Origin of the sequence: Rhodococcus sp. IEGM 27 (genome assembly GCF_033142305.1) — a bacterium.
GTDB classification, from domain to species: domain Bacteria; phylum Actinomycetota; class Actinomycetes; order Mycobacteriales; family Mycobacteriaceae; genus Rhodococcus_F; species Rhodococcus_F oxybenzonivorans.
Map to the genome: position 1 here is coordinate 1 of NZ_JAWLSG010000006.1, position 16313 is coordinate 16313.

The 16313-nt window shown below is 66.1% G+C and carries 17 protein-coding genes and 1 tRNA gene; 2 read left to right on the forward strand and 16 right to left on the reverse strand.

The features are described from left to right. Positions 1–183: 183 nt before the first annotated feature. From R4P95_RS20755 to R4P95_RS20790, 8 genes are all read right to left on the reverse strand, one after another. Positions 184–381, reverse strand: a complete 198-nt coding sequence (locus R4P95_RS20755) for a hypothetical protein (RefSeq protein ID WP_317745143.1) — start codon at positions 379–381, stop codon at positions 184–186. A 48-nt stretch (positions 382–429) separates the two neighbouring features. Then, positions 430–552, reverse strand: coding sequence for a hypothetical protein (locus tag R4P95_RS20760; protein ID WP_257792467.1), 123 nt, complete (start codon positions 550–552; stop codon positions 430–432). Positions 553–593: 41 nt separating this feature from the next. Further along, positions 594–1025 carry a DUF2752 domain-containing protein gene (locus R4P95_RS20765; RefSeq protein WP_213577378.1) on the reverse strand — a complete coding sequence of 144 codons (432 nt, stop codon included), beginning with the start codon at positions 1023–1025 and terminating at the stop codon, positions 594–596. A 142-nt stretch (positions 1026–1167) separates the two neighbouring features. Further along, positions 1168–1240 (reverse strand) — tRNA-Thr (locus tag R4P95_RS20770). A 31-nt stretch (positions 1241–1271) separates the two neighbouring features. After that, entirely contained in the window at positions 1272–2486 is a 1215-nt protein-coding gene (locus R4P95_RS20775; protein ID WP_109326390.1) for a DNA polymerase III subunit delta', read from the reverse strand. A 52-nt stretch (positions 2487–2538) separates the two neighbouring features. Further along, on the reverse strand, positions 2539–5463 hold the full coding sequence (topA, locus tag R4P95_RS20780; protein ID WP_317745144.1) for a type I DNA topoisomerase: 2925 nt from the start codon (positions 5461–5463) through the stop codon (positions 2539–2541). Positions 5464–5599: 136 nt separating this feature from the next. After that, entirely contained in the window at positions 5600–6184 is a 585-nt protein-coding gene (locus R4P95_RS20785) for a hypothetical protein (RefSeq protein WP_317745145.1), read from the reverse strand. A 147-nt stretch (positions 6185–6331) separates the two neighbouring features. Continuing rightward, positions 6332–6535, reverse strand: a complete 204-nt coding sequence (locus tag R4P95_RS20790) for a cold-shock protein (RefSeq protein ID WP_005248460.1) — start codon at positions 6533–6535, stop codon at positions 6332–6334. A gap of 398 nt (positions 6536–6933) precedes the next feature. Here R4P95_RS20790 and R4P95_RS20795 point away from each other — a divergent pair, with 398 nt between their 5' ends. Next, the gene (locus R4P95_RS20795) at positions 6934–9282 is read left to right on the forward strand and encodes a DEAD/DEAH box helicase (RefSeq protein WP_317745146.1); all 2349 of its coding nucleotides are present in this window, start codon (positions 6934–6936) and stop codon (positions 9280–9282) included. A gap of 9 nt (positions 9283–9291) precedes the next feature. Here R4P95_RS20795 and R4P95_RS20800 read toward each other — a convergent pair whose 3' ends face one another. The 7 genes from R4P95_RS20800 to ssd are packed head-to-tail and all read right to left on the reverse strand — an operon-like array spanning position 9292 to position 13920. Next, positions 9292–9642, reverse strand: a complete 351-nt coding sequence (locus R4P95_RS20800) for an Rv3654c family TadE-like protein (RefSeq protein WP_317745148.1) — start codon at positions 9640–9642, stop codon at positions 9292–9294. After that, positions 9639–10007 carry a TadE family type IV pilus minor pilin gene (locus R4P95_RS20805; RefSeq protein ID WP_159918988.1) on the reverse strand — a complete coding sequence of 123 codons (369 nt, stop codon included), beginning with the start codon at positions 10005–10007 and terminating at the stop codon, positions 9639–9641. The genes R4P95_RS20800 and R4P95_RS20805 overlap by 4 nt, the downstream gene beginning before the upstream one ends. Continuing rightward, positions 10007–10210 (reverse strand): DUF4244 domain-containing protein, encoded by a 204-nt coding sequence (locus tag R4P95_RS20810; protein ID WP_159918987.1) that lies wholly within the window; start codon positions 10208–10210, stop codon positions 10007–10009. Before R4P95_RS20810 ends, R4P95_RS20805 begins: the two co-directional genes overlap by 1 nt. Positions 10211–10260: 50 nt before the next feature. Continuing rightward, positions 10261–10842, reverse strand: a complete 582-nt coding sequence (locus R4P95_RS20815; protein WP_213574401.1) for a type II secretion system F family protein — start codon at positions 10840–10842, stop codon at positions 10261–10263. Next, positions 10839–11630 (reverse strand): type II secretion system F family protein, encoded by a 792-nt coding sequence (locus R4P95_RS20820; RefSeq protein WP_249354080.1) that lies wholly within the window; start codon positions 11628–11630, stop codon positions 10839–10841. The genes R4P95_RS20815 and R4P95_RS20820 overlap by 4 nt, the downstream gene beginning before the upstream one ends. Further along, the gene (locus tag R4P95_RS20825) at positions 11627–12832 is read right to left on the reverse strand and encodes a TadA family conjugal transfer-associated ATPase (RefSeq protein WP_397517709.1); all 1206 of its coding nucleotides are present in this window, start codon (positions 12830–12832) and stop codon (positions 11627–11629) included. Before R4P95_RS20825 ends, R4P95_RS20820 begins: the two co-directional genes overlap by 4 nt. Beyond that, on the reverse strand, positions 12829–13920 hold the full coding sequence (gene ssd, locus R4P95_RS20830) for a septum site-determining protein Ssd (RefSeq protein WP_317745151.1): 1092 nt from the start codon (positions 13918–13920) through the stop codon (positions 12829–12831). The genes R4P95_RS20825 and ssd overlap by 4 nt, the downstream gene beginning before the upstream one ends. 405 nt (positions 13921–14325) lie before the next feature. On the opposite strand from ssd, the gene R4P95_RS20835 reads away from it, so the two are divergent. Beyond that, positions 14326–15162 carry an HAD family hydrolase gene (locus R4P95_RS20835; RefSeq protein WP_208962821.1) on the forward strand — a complete coding sequence of 279 codons (837 nt, stop codon included), beginning with the start codon at positions 14326–14328 and terminating at the stop codon, positions 15160–15162. A 389-nt stretch (positions 15163–15551) separates the two neighbouring features. Here the strand turns inward: R4P95_RS20835 and R4P95_RS20840 are convergent, their stop codons facing one another. Continuing rightward, complete coding sequence (locus R4P95_RS20840) at positions 15552–16301, reverse strand: oxidoreductase (RefSeq protein WP_109326370.1); 750 nt, start codon at positions 16299–16301, stop codon at positions 15552–15554. Positions 16302–16313 lie beyond the last annotated feature (12 nt).

Genomic DNA, 16313 nt, shown 5'->3' on the forward strand with positions numbered 1-16313 from the left:
CCAGGACATCTCGAACACACCAATCGAAATCAGCATCTTCGGGAAGTTCAGGCGCCTTCGTCCAACCTCGTGTCCCCGGCCCTTGCAGGCGGAGTCGGTGTCCGTGTCGCTCTGACTTCGAATAAGTTACGCGACGAACACCCGCTACGCCAAATTGCCTGGTCAGGCTGCTGGAGCGCCTTCTTACGGAACCCAGTACTTTGCGGCGAGTTCCTCGATGACCAGATCGCCGTCGGCTGCCTGCTCCAGCGCGGCAAGATCCGCATCGATCGACACCAGCCGGGGATCGTCACCTTCCGCCTCCTGGACCGGGTGGCCCCCGTCTTCGGCGAGCTGGCGGAGCAACTTCTCCCGGACCCGGTCCTTCAGCGAATCACTCATACACGAATCATGACCGTGGGACGGAGGGTTGTCGAGAGCAGCGCCCGGTCACTCTTCGGCGTCGTCGGGTGCCTTCACGTTGTCGCTCTTACCGAAGACTCGGAGCGCTGTCGGAATGAGCACGATCAATGCTCCGAGGATCGCAATCAACGAGAAAACCTGCATTGCCATCTGTGAACCGACTCTCTGTTTCATGCCGGCGGCGACCGTCGTCAAGCCGGCGCCAGCCAGCTTCCCCAAGATGTATTCCTCGTGACCGTAAACGCCGCGAGAGTGATCAGCACACCCACCATCACATATGGACGGATGACGATCGATCGAGCTCGCGCTCCCGCCCAGCGACGCTGCGCCCACCGCACCCACAGGTACACCGAGACAGCGAGCAACGGAACGATCAAGGCGTTGCTCGACAACGCGGCCCCGATGTCCAGATCGGTGAGGTCGTGGACAGCCCGAAGGCCCCCGCAGGCCGGACACCACCAGCCCGTCAATGCGTACACGGGGCAGAAGCCGTACGCACCCGACTGATGTGGATCGCGAAAGTGCAGGAGAGCGACGGCGGCGGCCGCCCCTGCAGCAACCGTCGCCGGCGCACCGAGCGCACGTAGACCCGCCACCTGTGAGGTACGGGCCCGATTCTCCATGTCCACGCTTCCAGTCTTCCGGATCTTTCCCCGCCGTGGCGGGTCTGGACTGCGAACGACACAGATCCCCGTCCTCGACGTGTCGGATCCGAATACGACTCTGGCCCTCCCCGAGGAATCGGGAAGGGCCAGAGAACCGCTGAGCTGCCTGAGAGAATCGAACTCTCGACCTTTTCATTACGAGTGAAATGCTCTACCGACTGAGCTAAGGCAGCGGTGCCTTTCGGCGGTGGCGAGTCTAGCGCCTCAACCCCGAGTATGCGAAAACGGCTCCCTGAACGCGTCGCCGAGGCTGGCCACCATGGCGTCGACAGCCCACTGTGGTTTGACGTTGACAGCGATCGCCTCACGGCATTCGAGTACCGCTTCGATGCACTTCAGCAGGCCTTCCGGCGAGGTTCTCGACGCGAGTTCCGCAGCTCGGTCGGCCATGTCGGGATGGTTTGCTGCGGCTGCCGATCCCCACGTGGCGGCGAGGGCGTCGCGGTAGAGACCCGCGAGATCGATGAGAGCGCGATCCAGCGCATCACGACCCGTGCGGGTAGCCCTCGACTTCTGCCGCTTCTCCAGATCCTTGAGTACACCGGCCGATCCTCGGATGGCCCCGGCAGCGCCCTTGCCGGTGCCTCCTGCACCGAGGGCAGTGCGCAACTCTTCCGTCTCCTGCTCGTCTCGAGCCGCACTCATCTCTTTTGCTTCGGCATCGGCTGAGCGCACCAACTCCTCGGCAGCCGCGAACGCAGTCGCGGGTCGCAATGCCGCGACCGCAAGGTCCAGGGCTTCCTTGCGACGAATGCGGGAATTCAAGTCGGTCGCCAGTCGCCGTGCCCTCCCGACATGACCGCCACTGATCGACGCGGCAAGGCGCGCCTCTTCGGGCTCCACACCATCCCTCTCGCGCAGAACCTGAGCGATCGCGTCCGCCGACGGAGTGACGAGGGCGACGTGCCGGCAGCGCGACCGCAGGGTCACCGAGATGTCTTGGGGATCGACGGAAGGAGCGCACAGCAAGAACACGGTGCGATCCGGCGGCTCCTCGACAACCTTGAGGAGAGCGTTGGCCGCGCCCTCGGTGAGACGGTCTGCGTCCTCCACAACGACGATCTGCCAGCGACCGGTACTGGGCCTGCGGGAGGCCGTCTGCACGATGGCCCGCATCTCCCTCACGCTGATGCTCAGTCCTTCTGGAACCACCCGCCGCACATCACCGTGGGTGCCTGCCATTGCAGTGGTGCAGGAGTGGCACGCACCGCAGCCAGGGACGCCGTCACTGGTGCATTGCAAGGCCGCAGCGAAGCACTGTGCGGCCACCGACCTGCCCGAGCCTGGGGGGCCCGTGAAAAGCCACGAATGCGTCATCGACGACCCCATTGAGCCGAGTCCGAGACGGGCCGCCGTAGCAGCGGCCGTCAGTTCGGCCTCGACGTCTGCCTGGCCCACCAACCGGTCGAATACGGTCACGACGTCAGACTATCCCGCACCTGCGACACCCCCGACGCCCCGCCGTACCGGCTCACGCCTTCTTGTCCGCAGCCTTCTTCGCAGCAGCCTTCTTCGCCGGTGCCTTCTTGGCAGCAGTCTTCTTCGCCGCAGCCTTCTTGGCCGGTGCCTTCTTGGCGGGAGCCTTCTTCTTGACAGGTCCGCGCGCCCGACGCTCCGCCAGCAGTTCCGACGCCCGAGCGTCGGTGATGCTTTCCACTTCATCGCCCTTGCGAAGGCTGGCGTTGGTTTCGCCGTCCGTTACATACGGTCCGAACCGGCCGTCCTTGATCACCATCGGCTTCTCACTGACCGAGTCGACGCCCAGCTCCCGCAGGGGCGGCGTCGCCGATGCCTGCCGTCCGCGGCGCTTGGGCTCCGCGTAGATCTTCAAGGCCTCTTCCAGCGTGACCGTAAACATCTGGTCTTCGGTGGCGAGTGACCGCGAATCGGTGCCCTTCTTGAGGTAGGGACCGTATCGGCCGTTCTGAACGGTGATCTCTTCCTTCGATTCGGGATCGATACCCACCACACGCGGCAACGACAGCAACTTCAGGGCGTCGTCGAGGGTGACCGTGGCCAAATCCATGGACTTGAGAAGCGAACCGGTTCTCGGCTTGGGGCCCGCTGTCTTCTTCGCCGCCTTCTTGGCAGGGGCTTTCTTCGCAGCCGTCTTGGTCTTGGTGGTGCCCTCGGCAGGCTCCGGCTCGATGACCGGCACCACGGCCGGTTCGGGCTCGGGTTCCGGCTCGGGAAGAATCTCCGTGACGTAAGGGCCGAACCGGCCCTCCTTCGCTACGATCTCGTGCCCGGTCAGTGGATCGACACCGAGCTTGCGACCCTCCTGGGGGGTCGAGAACAGCTTCTCGGCGTACTCGGGTGTCAGCTCGTCCGGCGGAAGGTCGTCGGGCAGGTTCGCCCGCTGCGAGATGAGGTCACCCTCGGGGTCGTCCGGGTTGCGAACCATCCGCTCGAGATAAGGACCGAAGCGTCCGACACGGACGTGAACTTCGCGGCCTTCGGCGTCGTCGAAGAGTCGGATGGAGTTGACCTCGCGGGCGTCGATCTCTTCGAGATTGACACCGACCATCTTCTTCAGGCCACCCTCGCGGGCGACGGAACCCTCGGCGCCGTGATCACCGCCGAAGTAGAAACTGCTCAGCCAGTTGCCGCGCTGTTCCCGGCCACCGGCGATTGCGTCGAGGTCGTCCTCCATCCCGGCGGTGAAGTCGAAGTCGACCAGCCGACCGAAGTGCATCTCGAGGAGACCGATGACGGCGAACGCGACCCAGGACGGCACCAACGCACTACCGCGCTTGTAGACGTATCCACGGTCGAGGATGGTCTTGATGATCGACGAATAGGTGGACGGGCGACCGATGCCCAGCTCTTCGAGGGTCTTGATCAGGCTCGCCTCGGTGTACCGGGCCGGTGGATTGGTGGTGTGACCGTCCGGATCGAGTTTGGTCGCGGTAACCGCCTGGCCCTCGACGAGCACCGGCAGGCGCGACTCGGCGTCGTCGGACTGGCCGCCGGCTTCTTCGTCGACACTTTCGACGTATGCCTTCAGGAAGCCGGCGAACGTGATGGTGCGGCCCGACGCGGAGAACGTGCACTCTTCGCCCGTACCTGCCGTACCCGAGATCCGCAGGGTGAGCGTGGTGCCGCGGGCATCGGCCATCTGGGACGCCACGGTGCGCTGCCAGATCAATTCGTAGAGCCGGAACTCGTCGGTGTCGAGCCGTGAGTGCAGCTGCCCCGGAGTCTGGAAGACGTCACCCGCAGGACGGATCGCCTCGTGCGCTTCCTGGGCGTTCTTCACCTTGCGGGTGTACTGGCGCGGCGACGCGTGAACGTACTCTGCGCCGTACAACTCGGTGGCCTGCGCGCGCGCTGCGGCGATGGCCGATGTAGACAACGTCGTCGAGTCGGTACGCATGTAGGTGATGTAGCCGTTTTCGTACAACCGCTGGGCGATGCGCATCGTCCGCTCCGACGTGAATCGGAGCTTGCGTCCCGCTTCCTGCTGGAGCGTCGACGTCATGAATGGTGGGTAGGGCTTGCGCGTGTACGGCTTGCTCTCCGCGGACGACACGGTGAGGTCGACACCGGCGAGGGATTCGGCGAGCCTCTGTGCGCGGGCCTCGTCGAGCACCGTGACCGTGCCGGTCTTCAGCTGGCCGTCCGAGCCGAAATCGCGACCCGACGCGACCCGTGAACCGTCGACACTCACCAGACGTGCCCCGAAGCTGCGCGGGCTCGCGTCGGCGCCTGCGTCGAGGGTGGCCGAGATGTCCCAGTAGGACGCGGACCGGAATGCCATCCGCTCGCGTTCACGCTGAACGATGACACGGGTGGCGACGGACTGCACTCGGCCCGCCGACAACTTCGGCATGACCTTCTTCCACAGGACCGGACTGACCTCGTAACCGTAGAGACGGTCGAGGATGCGCCGAGTTTCCTGGGCATCCACCAGGTCGGTGTCGAGTTCGCGGGTGTCGTCGGCAGCCGCTCGGATGGCCGGCTCGGTGATCTCGTGGAAGACCATCCGCCGAACCGGAATCTTCGGCTTGAGAGTTTCGAGCAGGTGCCAGGCGATGGCCTCGCCCTCACGGTCGGGGTCGGTGGCGAGGAATAGTTCGTCGGCGTCCTTGAGGAGGCCCTTCAGTTCCGTGACCTTGGACTTCTTCTCTGGACTGACCACGTACAGCGGCTCGAAATCATGATCGACGTCGACACCGAGTCGGGCCCACGGCTCACCTTTGTACTTGGCCGGAACGTCGGCGGCCCCGCGAGGAAGGTCACGAATGTGCCCCACCGACGCCTCGACGACATAGTTCTTTCCGAGGTACGGAGCTATCTTGCGGGCCTTGGTCGGCGACTCGACGATCACGAGGCGGCGAGGCTGGCCGGACGCTCCCGCCGCATCCTGTGCACTGCCGTTGTCACCTTTTGCCACCTGTTGCCCGAGCCTTCCTGAAGTCGATCGCTGCCACCCGATAGTTGTGCAGACAAACCGTTTATACCGGGTTCACCTATTACTAGAGTGACATACCCGCGACCCGTCCTCGCAGATCAGTACTGCCTACGCGGTCCTACACGTGGGGCCAACCGGTACGATCGTCCATATTTGCGGGTGCTTCGCCGATACTCTCGACCAGTCTGCCGAGCCTACGCCGACCCGATATTCGGAGGCCGGGACCCGACCCGCGCGTGCCGATCAACGTCGGCGCCATACCCGCCCTCATCAAGGCCTGAGCCAGTGGCGCGTGGGTGTCCGGGGCGTGAGGATCGAGTCCGAGAACGAAGCGTTCCCCGTCCGCTTCGCCGTGGCCCGCAGCCAGAGCCCAGAACCGCAGCTGCCTCCCGGACGGCACCCAGCCCGGCGGCACCGCCTTCACCGCGCCCCTCGTCCACTGCTCCGCGAGAGGCCGCACGTCGACTACCGAAGCGGTGCGCACGAGCGGGCTGCCCTCGTCGCTCCGGGTGATCTCGGCTTCCAGCCCCGCCTCCGCGATCATCTCGGCGATTCCTTCCGCCCGCCACAGCGCATCCACCACTATGGAAATCCGCGCGCGGCCGCCGCCGGAGACCACCTGGCCCGACGCTGCGAGAAGCCCACCCAGATCCGCAACCGCCGGTGGAAGTGCCTCTGCAGAGAAGAAGGAGAGCTGACTCATCGACGTACCCCCTTCTGCCACGTCACTGTGGCCGCCAGCATGGAAAAACGAATCGTCCCCCACCGCCTCGGGCGATGGGGGACGATTCGGACGGAATCGCGAGATCCCGCCTATCTGATTTTCGTGTCCACGGAATGGACGGCAGAATCAGACTGCGCGAACGCCGGTTGCCTGGGGGCCCTTGGTGCCCTGGCCGACCTCGAACTCCACGCGCTGGTTCTCCTCGAGAGTGCGGAAACCGCTGCCCTGGATCTCGGAGTAGTGAACGAAGACGTCAGCGGAGCCGTCCTCGGGTGCGATGAAGCCGAAGCCCTTTTCCGCGTTGAACCACTTCACAGTGCCCTGTGCCATGCTTTTCCTTCTCTTTCTAACCACCGGATTCGGCGGACAGCACGTACAGTCCGCCGGGCCGGTTCCGACCGCTGTACTTCTTGATTTCCCCCTCAGGAAAAGCAGAGCACCGCGTTCGCAACATCGATCCTGCGAACGCTCACTCTTTCAAGCCCACGAACACAGAAGCTGCGACCAAGATGTAGTCAACCATGAACTCCGCGAACGCAACAGTCGAAAACGGAACAATTCACACAAAATGTTGATCTTGTAGCGAACAGCCGCGAATCGACGCATCCGGTCGGCACGTGCCGTACCCCCGGAAACATCCTGAAGAGTCGACTCGCTATCATCATATATGCAGGTCGTGGCGGTGTAGAAGCTCCTCGCCCCGCTCCATCGACAGCCCGGAGAGATCAGTGAGCACACCGTTTTCGCCCCGTGACGACAGTGGAAATACTGGCGAAACATACGGTCGCGAGTTGCTCGACAGGGTGCTCGACGGCGTCCCGCCGAACGAAACGCCATTGACATTTGCCGCCGAAATGCCTGCTCGGACGTCGGCACTGACGGATTGGCCCACGTGGGCGCACCCCTCGGTCGTCTCGGCCCTCCAGCAGAACGGGATCGCCCGCCCGTGGAGCCATCAAGCGGCTGCCGCCGATTTTGCCCACCAGGGCACGAACGTGGTGGTGTCGACCGGAACGGCATCGGGAAAGTCGCTCGCCTACCAGCTACCGGTACTCACCACTCTGGCAATGGATCCGCGGGCGACCGCCCTCTACCTGTCACCGACCAAAGCCCTGGGCGCAGACCAGTTGCGGGCGGTGACCTCGATCATCGACGCTACGGACGACCTTCGGGGCGCTTGCCCTTGCATGTTCGACGGTGACACCCCGTCGGAGGTGCGTCAGTGGGCGCGCGAGAACTCACGGTGGCTCTTCACCAACCCCGATATGCTGCACATCTCCCTTCTCCGGACCCATCAACGGTGGTCGCACTTCTTCCGCAATCTGGCGTTTGTCGTAATCGACGAATGCCACTCCTACCGTGGTGTCTTCGGCTCCAATGTGGCTCTCGTCCTGCGCCGACTCCGACGCATCGCGGCGCGATACGGGGCCGACCCTGTCTTCGTCCTCGCCTCCGCCACCACAGCGGAACCCGGCGCCGCCGCGTCCCGCCTCATCGGGGCCCCGTGCGCCGAGATAGTGGACGACGGGTCGCCTCACGGCCCGCGGACCATCGCCCTCTGGGAGCCACCCCTCATGCGGGAGGTGACGGGAGAGAACGGGAGTCCGGTCCGCAGGCCTGCAGGTTCGGAGGCCGCACGCATCATGGCCACCCTGATGACCGAGGGGGCACGTACTCTCACCTTCGTCCGTTCGCGGCGCGGCGCCGAGCTGACTGCCATGGCCACCAAACGCCTACTCGCGGAGGTCGATCCCGACCTTGCCACACGGGTCGCGTCGTACCGCGCCGGCTACCTGGCCGAAGACAGACGCGCGCTCGAGGCTGCCCTCGCCGACGGCACGCTGCTCGGTGCGGCAACGACAAACGCGCTCGAACTCGGAGTCGACATCGCCGGACTCGACGCCGTGGTGGTGGCGGGATTTCCCGGGACGGTCGCCTCGTTCTGGCAGCAGGGAGGCCGCTCCGGCCGGCGCGGTGAAGGATCGCTCGTCGTCCTGGTAGCCCGCGACGATCCGCTGGACACCTACCTCGTGCACCACCCGTCCGCACTCTTGGACAAGCCGGTGGAGGCCACCGTCACCGACCCGTCCAATCCGTACGTCCTCGGTCCACAATTGCTGTGCGCAGCAATGGAGTTGCCGCTTTCCGATGCCGAAGCGGAAAAATTCGGCGGTCTCGACGTCCTCGCAAAGCTGTCCGAACAGGGCTTGATTCGCAGGCGCGCCCACGGCTGGTTCGTGACTGCGGGAACAAATCCGCATGGCGCACTGGATATCCGGGGTGGAATCGGTACACAAGTAGCAATAGTGGTGTCGGAAACCGGACGTCTGCTGGGAACCGTCGACACCGGTCGCGCCCCGGCGACCGTCCATCCCGGCGCCGTACACATCCATCAGGGGGAGTCGTATGTCATCGACGAACTCGATCTCGATCAAGGTCTTGCCCTGGTTCACGCCGAGGACCCCGATTGGACGACCTCGGCCCGGGAAACCACCGAGATCACCGTGACGGCTGTGCTGGAGCAGAAACTTTTCGGTGACGTCGAAGTGGCACTCGCCGAGGTAGAGGTAACGCACCAGGTGATCGGGTACCTGCGCAGACTGCCGTCCGGTGAAGTACTCGACTCGGTGGAGTTGGACATGCCGGAGCAGACCCTCTGCACCCGTGCCGTGATGTACACGATGACCCCGGAGCTGCTCTCCCGAGCCGGTGTCGCGGCCGAACGTGTGCCCGGATCCCTCCACGCCGCTGAGCACGCAGCCATCGGACTCCTACCCCTGGTCGCGGTGTGCGATCGCGAGGACGTCGGCGGCGTCTCGACGGCGTTGCATGCCGACACCGGCTTGCCCACCGTGTTCGTCTACGACGGACACGCCGGCGGTGCCGGATTCGCCGACCGGGGCCACGCCGAGCTCGCGCGGTGGCTGGGCGCGACCCGGGACGCGATCACTTCGTGCGAGTGCACCTCCGGTTGCCCTTCCTGTGTGTACTCACCGAAATGTGGAAACGGAAACGACCCCCTCGACAAGGACGGTGCTATCCGAGTCCTCGCGGCGGTGCTCGACGCGCTCGGATGAGCGGCCGTCTCATTCCGCAGGTCCGGCCCGAGCCACTGCCCGGGCATCTCGAATGCCCAGCGAGGACAGCAACATCGGGGCCGTGACCGTCACCACCACATCCCAGTCGTCGACTGTGCAGTCGACCACCTCGGCGTGCATCCGCTCCGCCACCGCCCGCGCCACAGCGCACGCGGACTCGCTGCCCCGGGCGAGTCCCACTCCGGCGGCCAGGGCCCCAAGATCCGCCGCGGACTGAGCCCGGTGCCGCACCGAGACCGCCGAACCGAGGTGCAGCAGAGTCGCCGTTATCACCACCAGCGCCGCGAGCCCGAAACATGCCAGCACTGTGGCGGAACCACACTCGTCGCGAGCATTCATCGCCCACCCCACCCTGCGGCGGTGGGCTCGCGTACCGCGACCGCTTCCGCCGAGATATGCACGAGCGGAAGGAGCGGACTGCGGGCGCGTACGGTGGCGACGACGAGATCCCCCTCCTCGCGCAACACCACGTCGGCGCCCTCAGGAGCCACCCTCGCCGCTGCGGACATCGCCGACTCCCGATCCCCGCGAGCAGCGAGACGAGCCGCTTCACGGGCCGAGTCGACACAGCGAACATGGAGCGTCGCCGCCGTGATCGCTCCGATGCACAGGACGACCACCACCACGATGGACGCGATCGCAATGGCCGCCTCCACCGTGACCGCCCCCGCATCCGAGCGCCGCAGCCCCCTCGACTGTGTCATCAGACCGTGGTACTCAGCGCTTTGTCGATGATATTCGTCAGCGCGGTCACAATGCTGTCACCGGTGACCACCGAATAGAGCACCGCACCGAACGCCGCCGCGGCGATCGTGCCGATTGCGTACTCGGCGGTCGACATCCCCTCCTCCTCGACCGCAAGCAGTGTCAGGCGAGCCGTCAGAGCGCGCATCGTGTTCACCATCATGTTTCCCCCTTGTTGTACCGGCGCAGTGGATCTGCACCGGGAGTGTGAAGTCAGAGCAGTCCACCATCGAGAACCCGGGAGGCGAGACCGACGACGACGGGAATGATCCCGAGGCAGATGAAGGCAGGCAGGAAACACAGACCCAGGGGACCGCTGATCAGCACACCGGCGCGTTCGGCCGAAGCCGCCGCCGAATCCTCGACCTGGGAGCGACTTTCTGTTGCCAACTCGGTCATCGAGCCTGCCAACGACGATCCTGACCTGGCCGAGCGACGAGCCATTCGGGCAAGTGATTCGGTGGCCGGATCCGACGCCGCCGACTCCCATGCGGTGGCCGCGTCCGCTCCCAGGGACAGTAGATCCGCCGCTCGGCGCAACGACTCCGACAGCGGCGCTGGGGCCGTGAGCGACACCGCCTCGGCGGCGACCGCGACAGGGAGCCCCGAGCGTAGGCACGCGGCAAGCAAGTCGAAGGTGGCTGCGACGGCGAGCGGGTCCTCGCGCCGGTGTCGATCGTCGCCGTCGTTCTGCACGAGCGGGCCACGCTCGCCCTGCAGGCGCGCGCGTGAAGGCCGGCGACCCGGAAGGATGAGAAGTGCACCGGCCATGAGCGACAGCATGATCCAGGTCATTGTGTTACCTGCGCGGTGATGCGGTCGGTCCACAGCAGTCCCGCACACACCAAGCCCGTCCCCAGCACGGCCAGACCACCGCCCAGTCCGCCGCCGAGCAACACTTCGAGTGGCGAAGCACCCATCATGTGGCCGAGGCCGATGCCCAGGACCGGAAGAGCAGCCAGCACGCTCGCCGTTGCCCTCGCGCCCGCCAGCCCCGCCTCGGTGCGCCCACGAAATCGCCGTCGACCGAGCAGATCAGCGCGCGCCGCCTCGAGTAACTCGGCGAGCGCAAGACCGTGCTTCTCCGCGACGTCCCAGATGTCGGCAATGCGCGCCAGCTCCACTCCGACTCGGGAGTCGTTGATACGCAGTCCATCTGCTGCAGTACCCCCGAGACGCGCGCGTGCCGATGCGGACCGGAAGGCCACCGACACGACACCGGAACCCTCGTCTGCGGCCGTCTCACACGCCGTCGCAGGATGCGCACCGACGCGAAGTTCGGCAGTCACCACCTCGAGACTCGACAGGATCACACGCAGGTCGGCATCTCGCGCCCGAGCCGCTCGCCGCCGTGCATATCTGAAACGAACTGTGGCGCAAGCAATGATCGCCGCGAGTACGACGGCGACCCCGCCCAGTTCGTAGGAAACGGGAAGGACGAGGAGAGCAGCCGGAATCATGCCGGACACCCTGGCGCGCGTCCGGGGTGGCCGCCGCCCGACAACCGCGAGCAACCGAGTACGGGACAACGCCGAGGGCATCGCGAGGACAGCGCAGGCCAGCACCACGAGACTTGCGATCACGTCGCCACCACACGTTCGGCAGATTCTTCTCCGATGCGGCGGGCGCAGAGTTGCTGCAGGACCGCGGCGCCCGCGTCCGACCCGGTGCCGAAAGTCCAAGCCGGGACGATGGAGACGTATCCCCGGTCGTCACTGGTAACCACACCGATCTGCATCAGCTTCCGAGTTCCATTCGAGGACCGATGCACGTGCAAGATCACTTGGACCGCAGCGGCCAGCTGACTGTGCAGGGCGCTGCGGTCCATTCCGCCCAGCGCGGCGAGGGCTTCGAGCCGGGCGGGCACTTCCTCGGGCGAGTTGGCATGGACGGTTCCCGCACCGCCGTCGTGGCCGGTATTGAGAGCCGTGAGAAGGTCGACGACCTCCGCGCCGCGCACCTCCCCCACAACTATTCGATCAGGACGCATGCGCAGGGACTGGCGCACCAGATCCCGGACGGTCACCTCGCCGACTCCTTCGACGTTGGCCGCCCGCGCCACCAGCCGGACCACGTGCGGATGTCTGGGCGCCAGCTCGGCGGCGTCTTCGACGCAGATGATGCGTTCGGCCGGATCGACGGCGCCGAGCAGCGCGGCGAGCAGCGTGGTCTTTCCGGCGCCCGTGCCCCCGGTGACCAGAAAGGCGAGCCGCGCGCGCACCACTGTTCCGAGCAGCGCGTGGGCTTCGTCGGTGAGCGCACCGCCCGACAGCAGCGCGTCGAGGCCCTGAGTGGCCGGCCGCAGCACACGCAGCGACAGGCAGGTTCCACCGTGCGCCACGGGGGCGAGCACGGCGTGGAGCCGCACTCCGAACGAGCCATTGCCCACCCCGCGCAGGCGCCCGTCGACCCAGGGCTGCGCGTCGTCGAGCCGGCGACCGGCTGACAGGGCGAGGCGTTGAGCGAGTCTGCGTACCGCCGCCTCGTCGGCGAACCGTACGTCGGTGCGTTCGAGACCGCGACCCTGATCGACCCACACCTCCTCGGGAGCGGTGACGAGGACATCCGCGACGCCGGGACGCGTGAGCAGGGACTCGAGGGGACCGGCACCCGTCAGCTCGGTCATCAGCACGCGCAACGCACCGAGAAGATCCGTGTCACCCAGTACACCACCGGACTCGGTCCGGATGGCGGCAGCGACCGTTGCCGGGGTCGGCTCCCCCGAGGTGTGGGCGAGGCGTTCACGGACCCGGTCGAGGAGGTCGGGCGTGACGAGGGAACTCACGCCGCCCACTCCCGCGAACGCGGCCTCTCGGCCGCCGTGTCGAGGATCGCCGATGCTGCAGCGATGAGCGCTGAGCGCCGGCCGGGTTTCAAGCCGCCGTGTTCGAGCATTGCGGTGAGGGAGCGCTCGGCGCGCATGGACGCGATCAGGGGCAGTTCGAGCACCTCCGCCACATCCGCGCCCCGCAGACCTCCCGGCGCCGGGCCGCGCACCACGACACCCTGGTTCGGGTTTCGCTCGGCAATCCACTGCGCGACCTTGCCGGCAGCGATGCAGGCACGGACGGTCGCCGGCACGACGAGGACTACCAGATCTGCCAGTTCGAGGACCGTTTCGGTGACCGGTCCGGGAAATCTCGACGCGTCGCATACGACGAGATTCCCGGCGTACCGACTCGCCTCGATCACTGCGCGTGCCGCTGCCGGCGTGGGCCCCGAGCTTCCGTGGCCGCTGCGACTGCAGGACAGAACCCGTAAGTACTCGCCGCGTGCGGGGAGCGCGTCTCGGAGTGCGTCGGACGAAATCCGTCCACCCTCGATCGACAGGCCCGACCACCTCAGGCCGGGAACGTCCTCGAGACCGAGGAGCACGTCCAGACCCGACCCCCACGCGTCGGTGTCCACCAGCAGTGTCGTTTCCGCTTGTGCACCGGTGGCGGCACACAGGGCTACCGCCGTTGCCATGGTGGACGTACCGGCACCACCGCAGCCTCCGACGACAGCGACGACGCTGCCGTCCGCCTCCGGCTTCTGAGGCTGCTCACCGAGCACCGTGACCAGAGTGGCTTCGTCCTCCGGTACCGCGAGGACGTGCTCCGCACCGATCGCGGTCGCGATCCGCCATTCGTCGATCCCCGGCGTTCCGGCACACAGCAACACCACCCGACGTCGGCGAGGGAGGCGGTGACACGCGATGGCGGCCCGGGTGTCGAGTACGACGAGGGGAGCACTCCCCCAGGTGTGGTGCGCATCGGCGACCTCGGCTTCGTCGATCCTGCGGTCCGCCGCGGCGGCGACCCGTCGAATGCTGTGCAGCAGTGCAGGGTCTTCGATCAAAACCAGCACTTCGCCACCGATGTCTGTGTCCATGCAGTGAGCGTGCCCGGCCCGGCATACCCGCGAAAGGGGCACAGAGCGATCTGTGGACAACTTCGACCCTGTGGATAGAAATAGGTACGTCCGTACCATTTCGAGGGGGTACGAGGAGGCCGAGGATCCGACTTGCGTCTGCCGCGCAGAACCGCACCTGCCGCACACAGAGGACGACCCTCGCCAGGGGGGGAGGAGGCGAGGGTCGTCGGTGTTCAGCCCCGGGGGGTCGGGCTGAACATGTCCGAATCAAATCCGGACATCTTTGATAGTACACCTCCCTGGATGTGTATTTGCAAGTTCAACTGTCGAACGATTGTGCCGTGTCGCGCGAATCTTTCGAGGCCACTCGCGGTGGCGTCCGGAACACAGCTTCCCTCCCGAACAGCGCATATCCTGGCAGCTGTGACCGTGAAGCCACAGATAAGTGCAAAGACAGGTCGACACACCGAGACGGGTCGAGTGGCCGCATTTTTCGACCTCGACAAGACGATCATCGCCAAATCCAGCACCCTCGCGTTCAGCAGGCCGTTCTTCGACCAAGGTCTCATCAACCGGCGGTCCGTCCTCAAGAGCAGCTACGCCCAGTTCCTGTTCCTTCTGTCCGGGGCCGACCACGATCAGATGGAGCGCATGCGTGCCTACCTGACGAGCATGTGCACGGGGTGGAATGTGGAACAGGTCCGGGCCGTCGTCGCCGAGACACTGCACGACATCGTCGATCCCCTCGTGTTCGCCGAGGCCGCCGACCTCATGGCGGATCACAAGCTGCGGGGCCACGACGTGGTCGTGGTGTCGGCGTCGGGCGAGGAGGTGGTGACACCGATCGCCGAAGCGTTGGGAGCTACCCGCAGCATCGCCACGCGCATGGCCGTGAAGGAAGGGCTCTACACGGGCGAGGTGGAGTTCTACTGCTACGGCGAAGGAAAAGTGGAAGCCATCGTCGAACTGGCCGAGAAGAACGGCTACGACCTGTCGTCCTGTTACGCCTATTCCGACTCCGTCACCGACCTCCCCATGTTGACGGCGGTGGGGCACCCGACCGCTGTCAATCCCGACCGCGCCCTACGAAAAGTAGCGGCCGGAAACGGTTGGCCCATACTGACTTTCTCCAATCCGGTGTCCCTCCGAGCACGCCTCCAGTCCCCGTCGGCGACGACGGTCGCCACCACCGCAGCAGTCAGCATCGGCGCCCTCGTGGCCGGCGCGTTCACCTACGGAGTAATGCGCCGCAAGCGCTGACGGGTGACAACACCCGACACGGCCACAAACCGAATTTGACACTTGCTGTGAGGTGGGTCACGGGGTACAAAGGAGTTACGGAAGAACGGAAGGCCAAGATCGACCCGGAAGAGAAGGATCGATCTCCCGACCGAGATTCCCGGCACGGGCACTAGGTACCCACGCGGAGCACAAGCCACTATAAGGGCAGAAGCGTTGTGGGCCTGCGAGACTCGAGTTTCATCGGCAAGGACCCTGCACCGGTTGCAGGGACGACCCGACGATCGTCGAACTCTCGCCGAGGCCATCCACACAACCCACCGAGCACGCTTGGTAACCGGTAGTCCGCGCTGACGGGCGGCGAAGTCGACGAGAGTCGGCAGCGCCGCCCGTTTCGTGTGGCGCTCGGGTCAGGTCGCTGCCGCCTCGGCGATGGACATCGCCTCCCGCGCACCTGCCTCCAGCGCCCCACAGCACAGGATCACCCAGCTGCCGACCCCCTCCGCGGCACCGGATGCGAAGGCGCCGATCCCGTTGCGGTACGCCTGCTGGCGGCGAAACCAGCTCACTTCCGGCACACCGAGGTTGTGGGGGTCGAGGCCGCTGGACACGCAGACCAACCGTGATGCCGCTCGGGCGACGACTCCGTCGCCGACACCGAAGGGCTTCAACGCCAACAGTTCGCCGTGCACTACCGCGGCAAGGACCGGCGCCGGCGCCGTGGTTCCTCCGGTGACGAGTTGCGCGAGACCGTCCAACCGTTCTGCCACGCCGGCGGCCGGGCGGGGCCTGCCCAGTAGCTCCGGATCCTCCACGAGGTCTGCGGCGGCGAGGAGGTGAAGCCTCGCGAGCGCTTGCAGCGGAGCACGCTGCCACGTCGACTGCAGTAGACCAAGCGCATCCCCGTCGAGCGCCTGGCCGACACGCAGTGCACCCGACAGGATCGGATCCGCGACCTCGCCCGGCGCCGGCAGTTCCGTGCGCCCACCGTCGAGTGAGGCCGACGCGCGAGCAGCCCGGACGGCTGCCTCCGCCGCCGTGGTCGGCCAACCACGCCGGTTGGTCTTGTGGCGATGCACCTCCCCGAGCGCGTCGCGCGCACGGTCGGCGGCGTCGCGGACACCGGGAAGGTCGACGAGGGGCTGCAACGGGTCACTCACGTCTGAGAACGC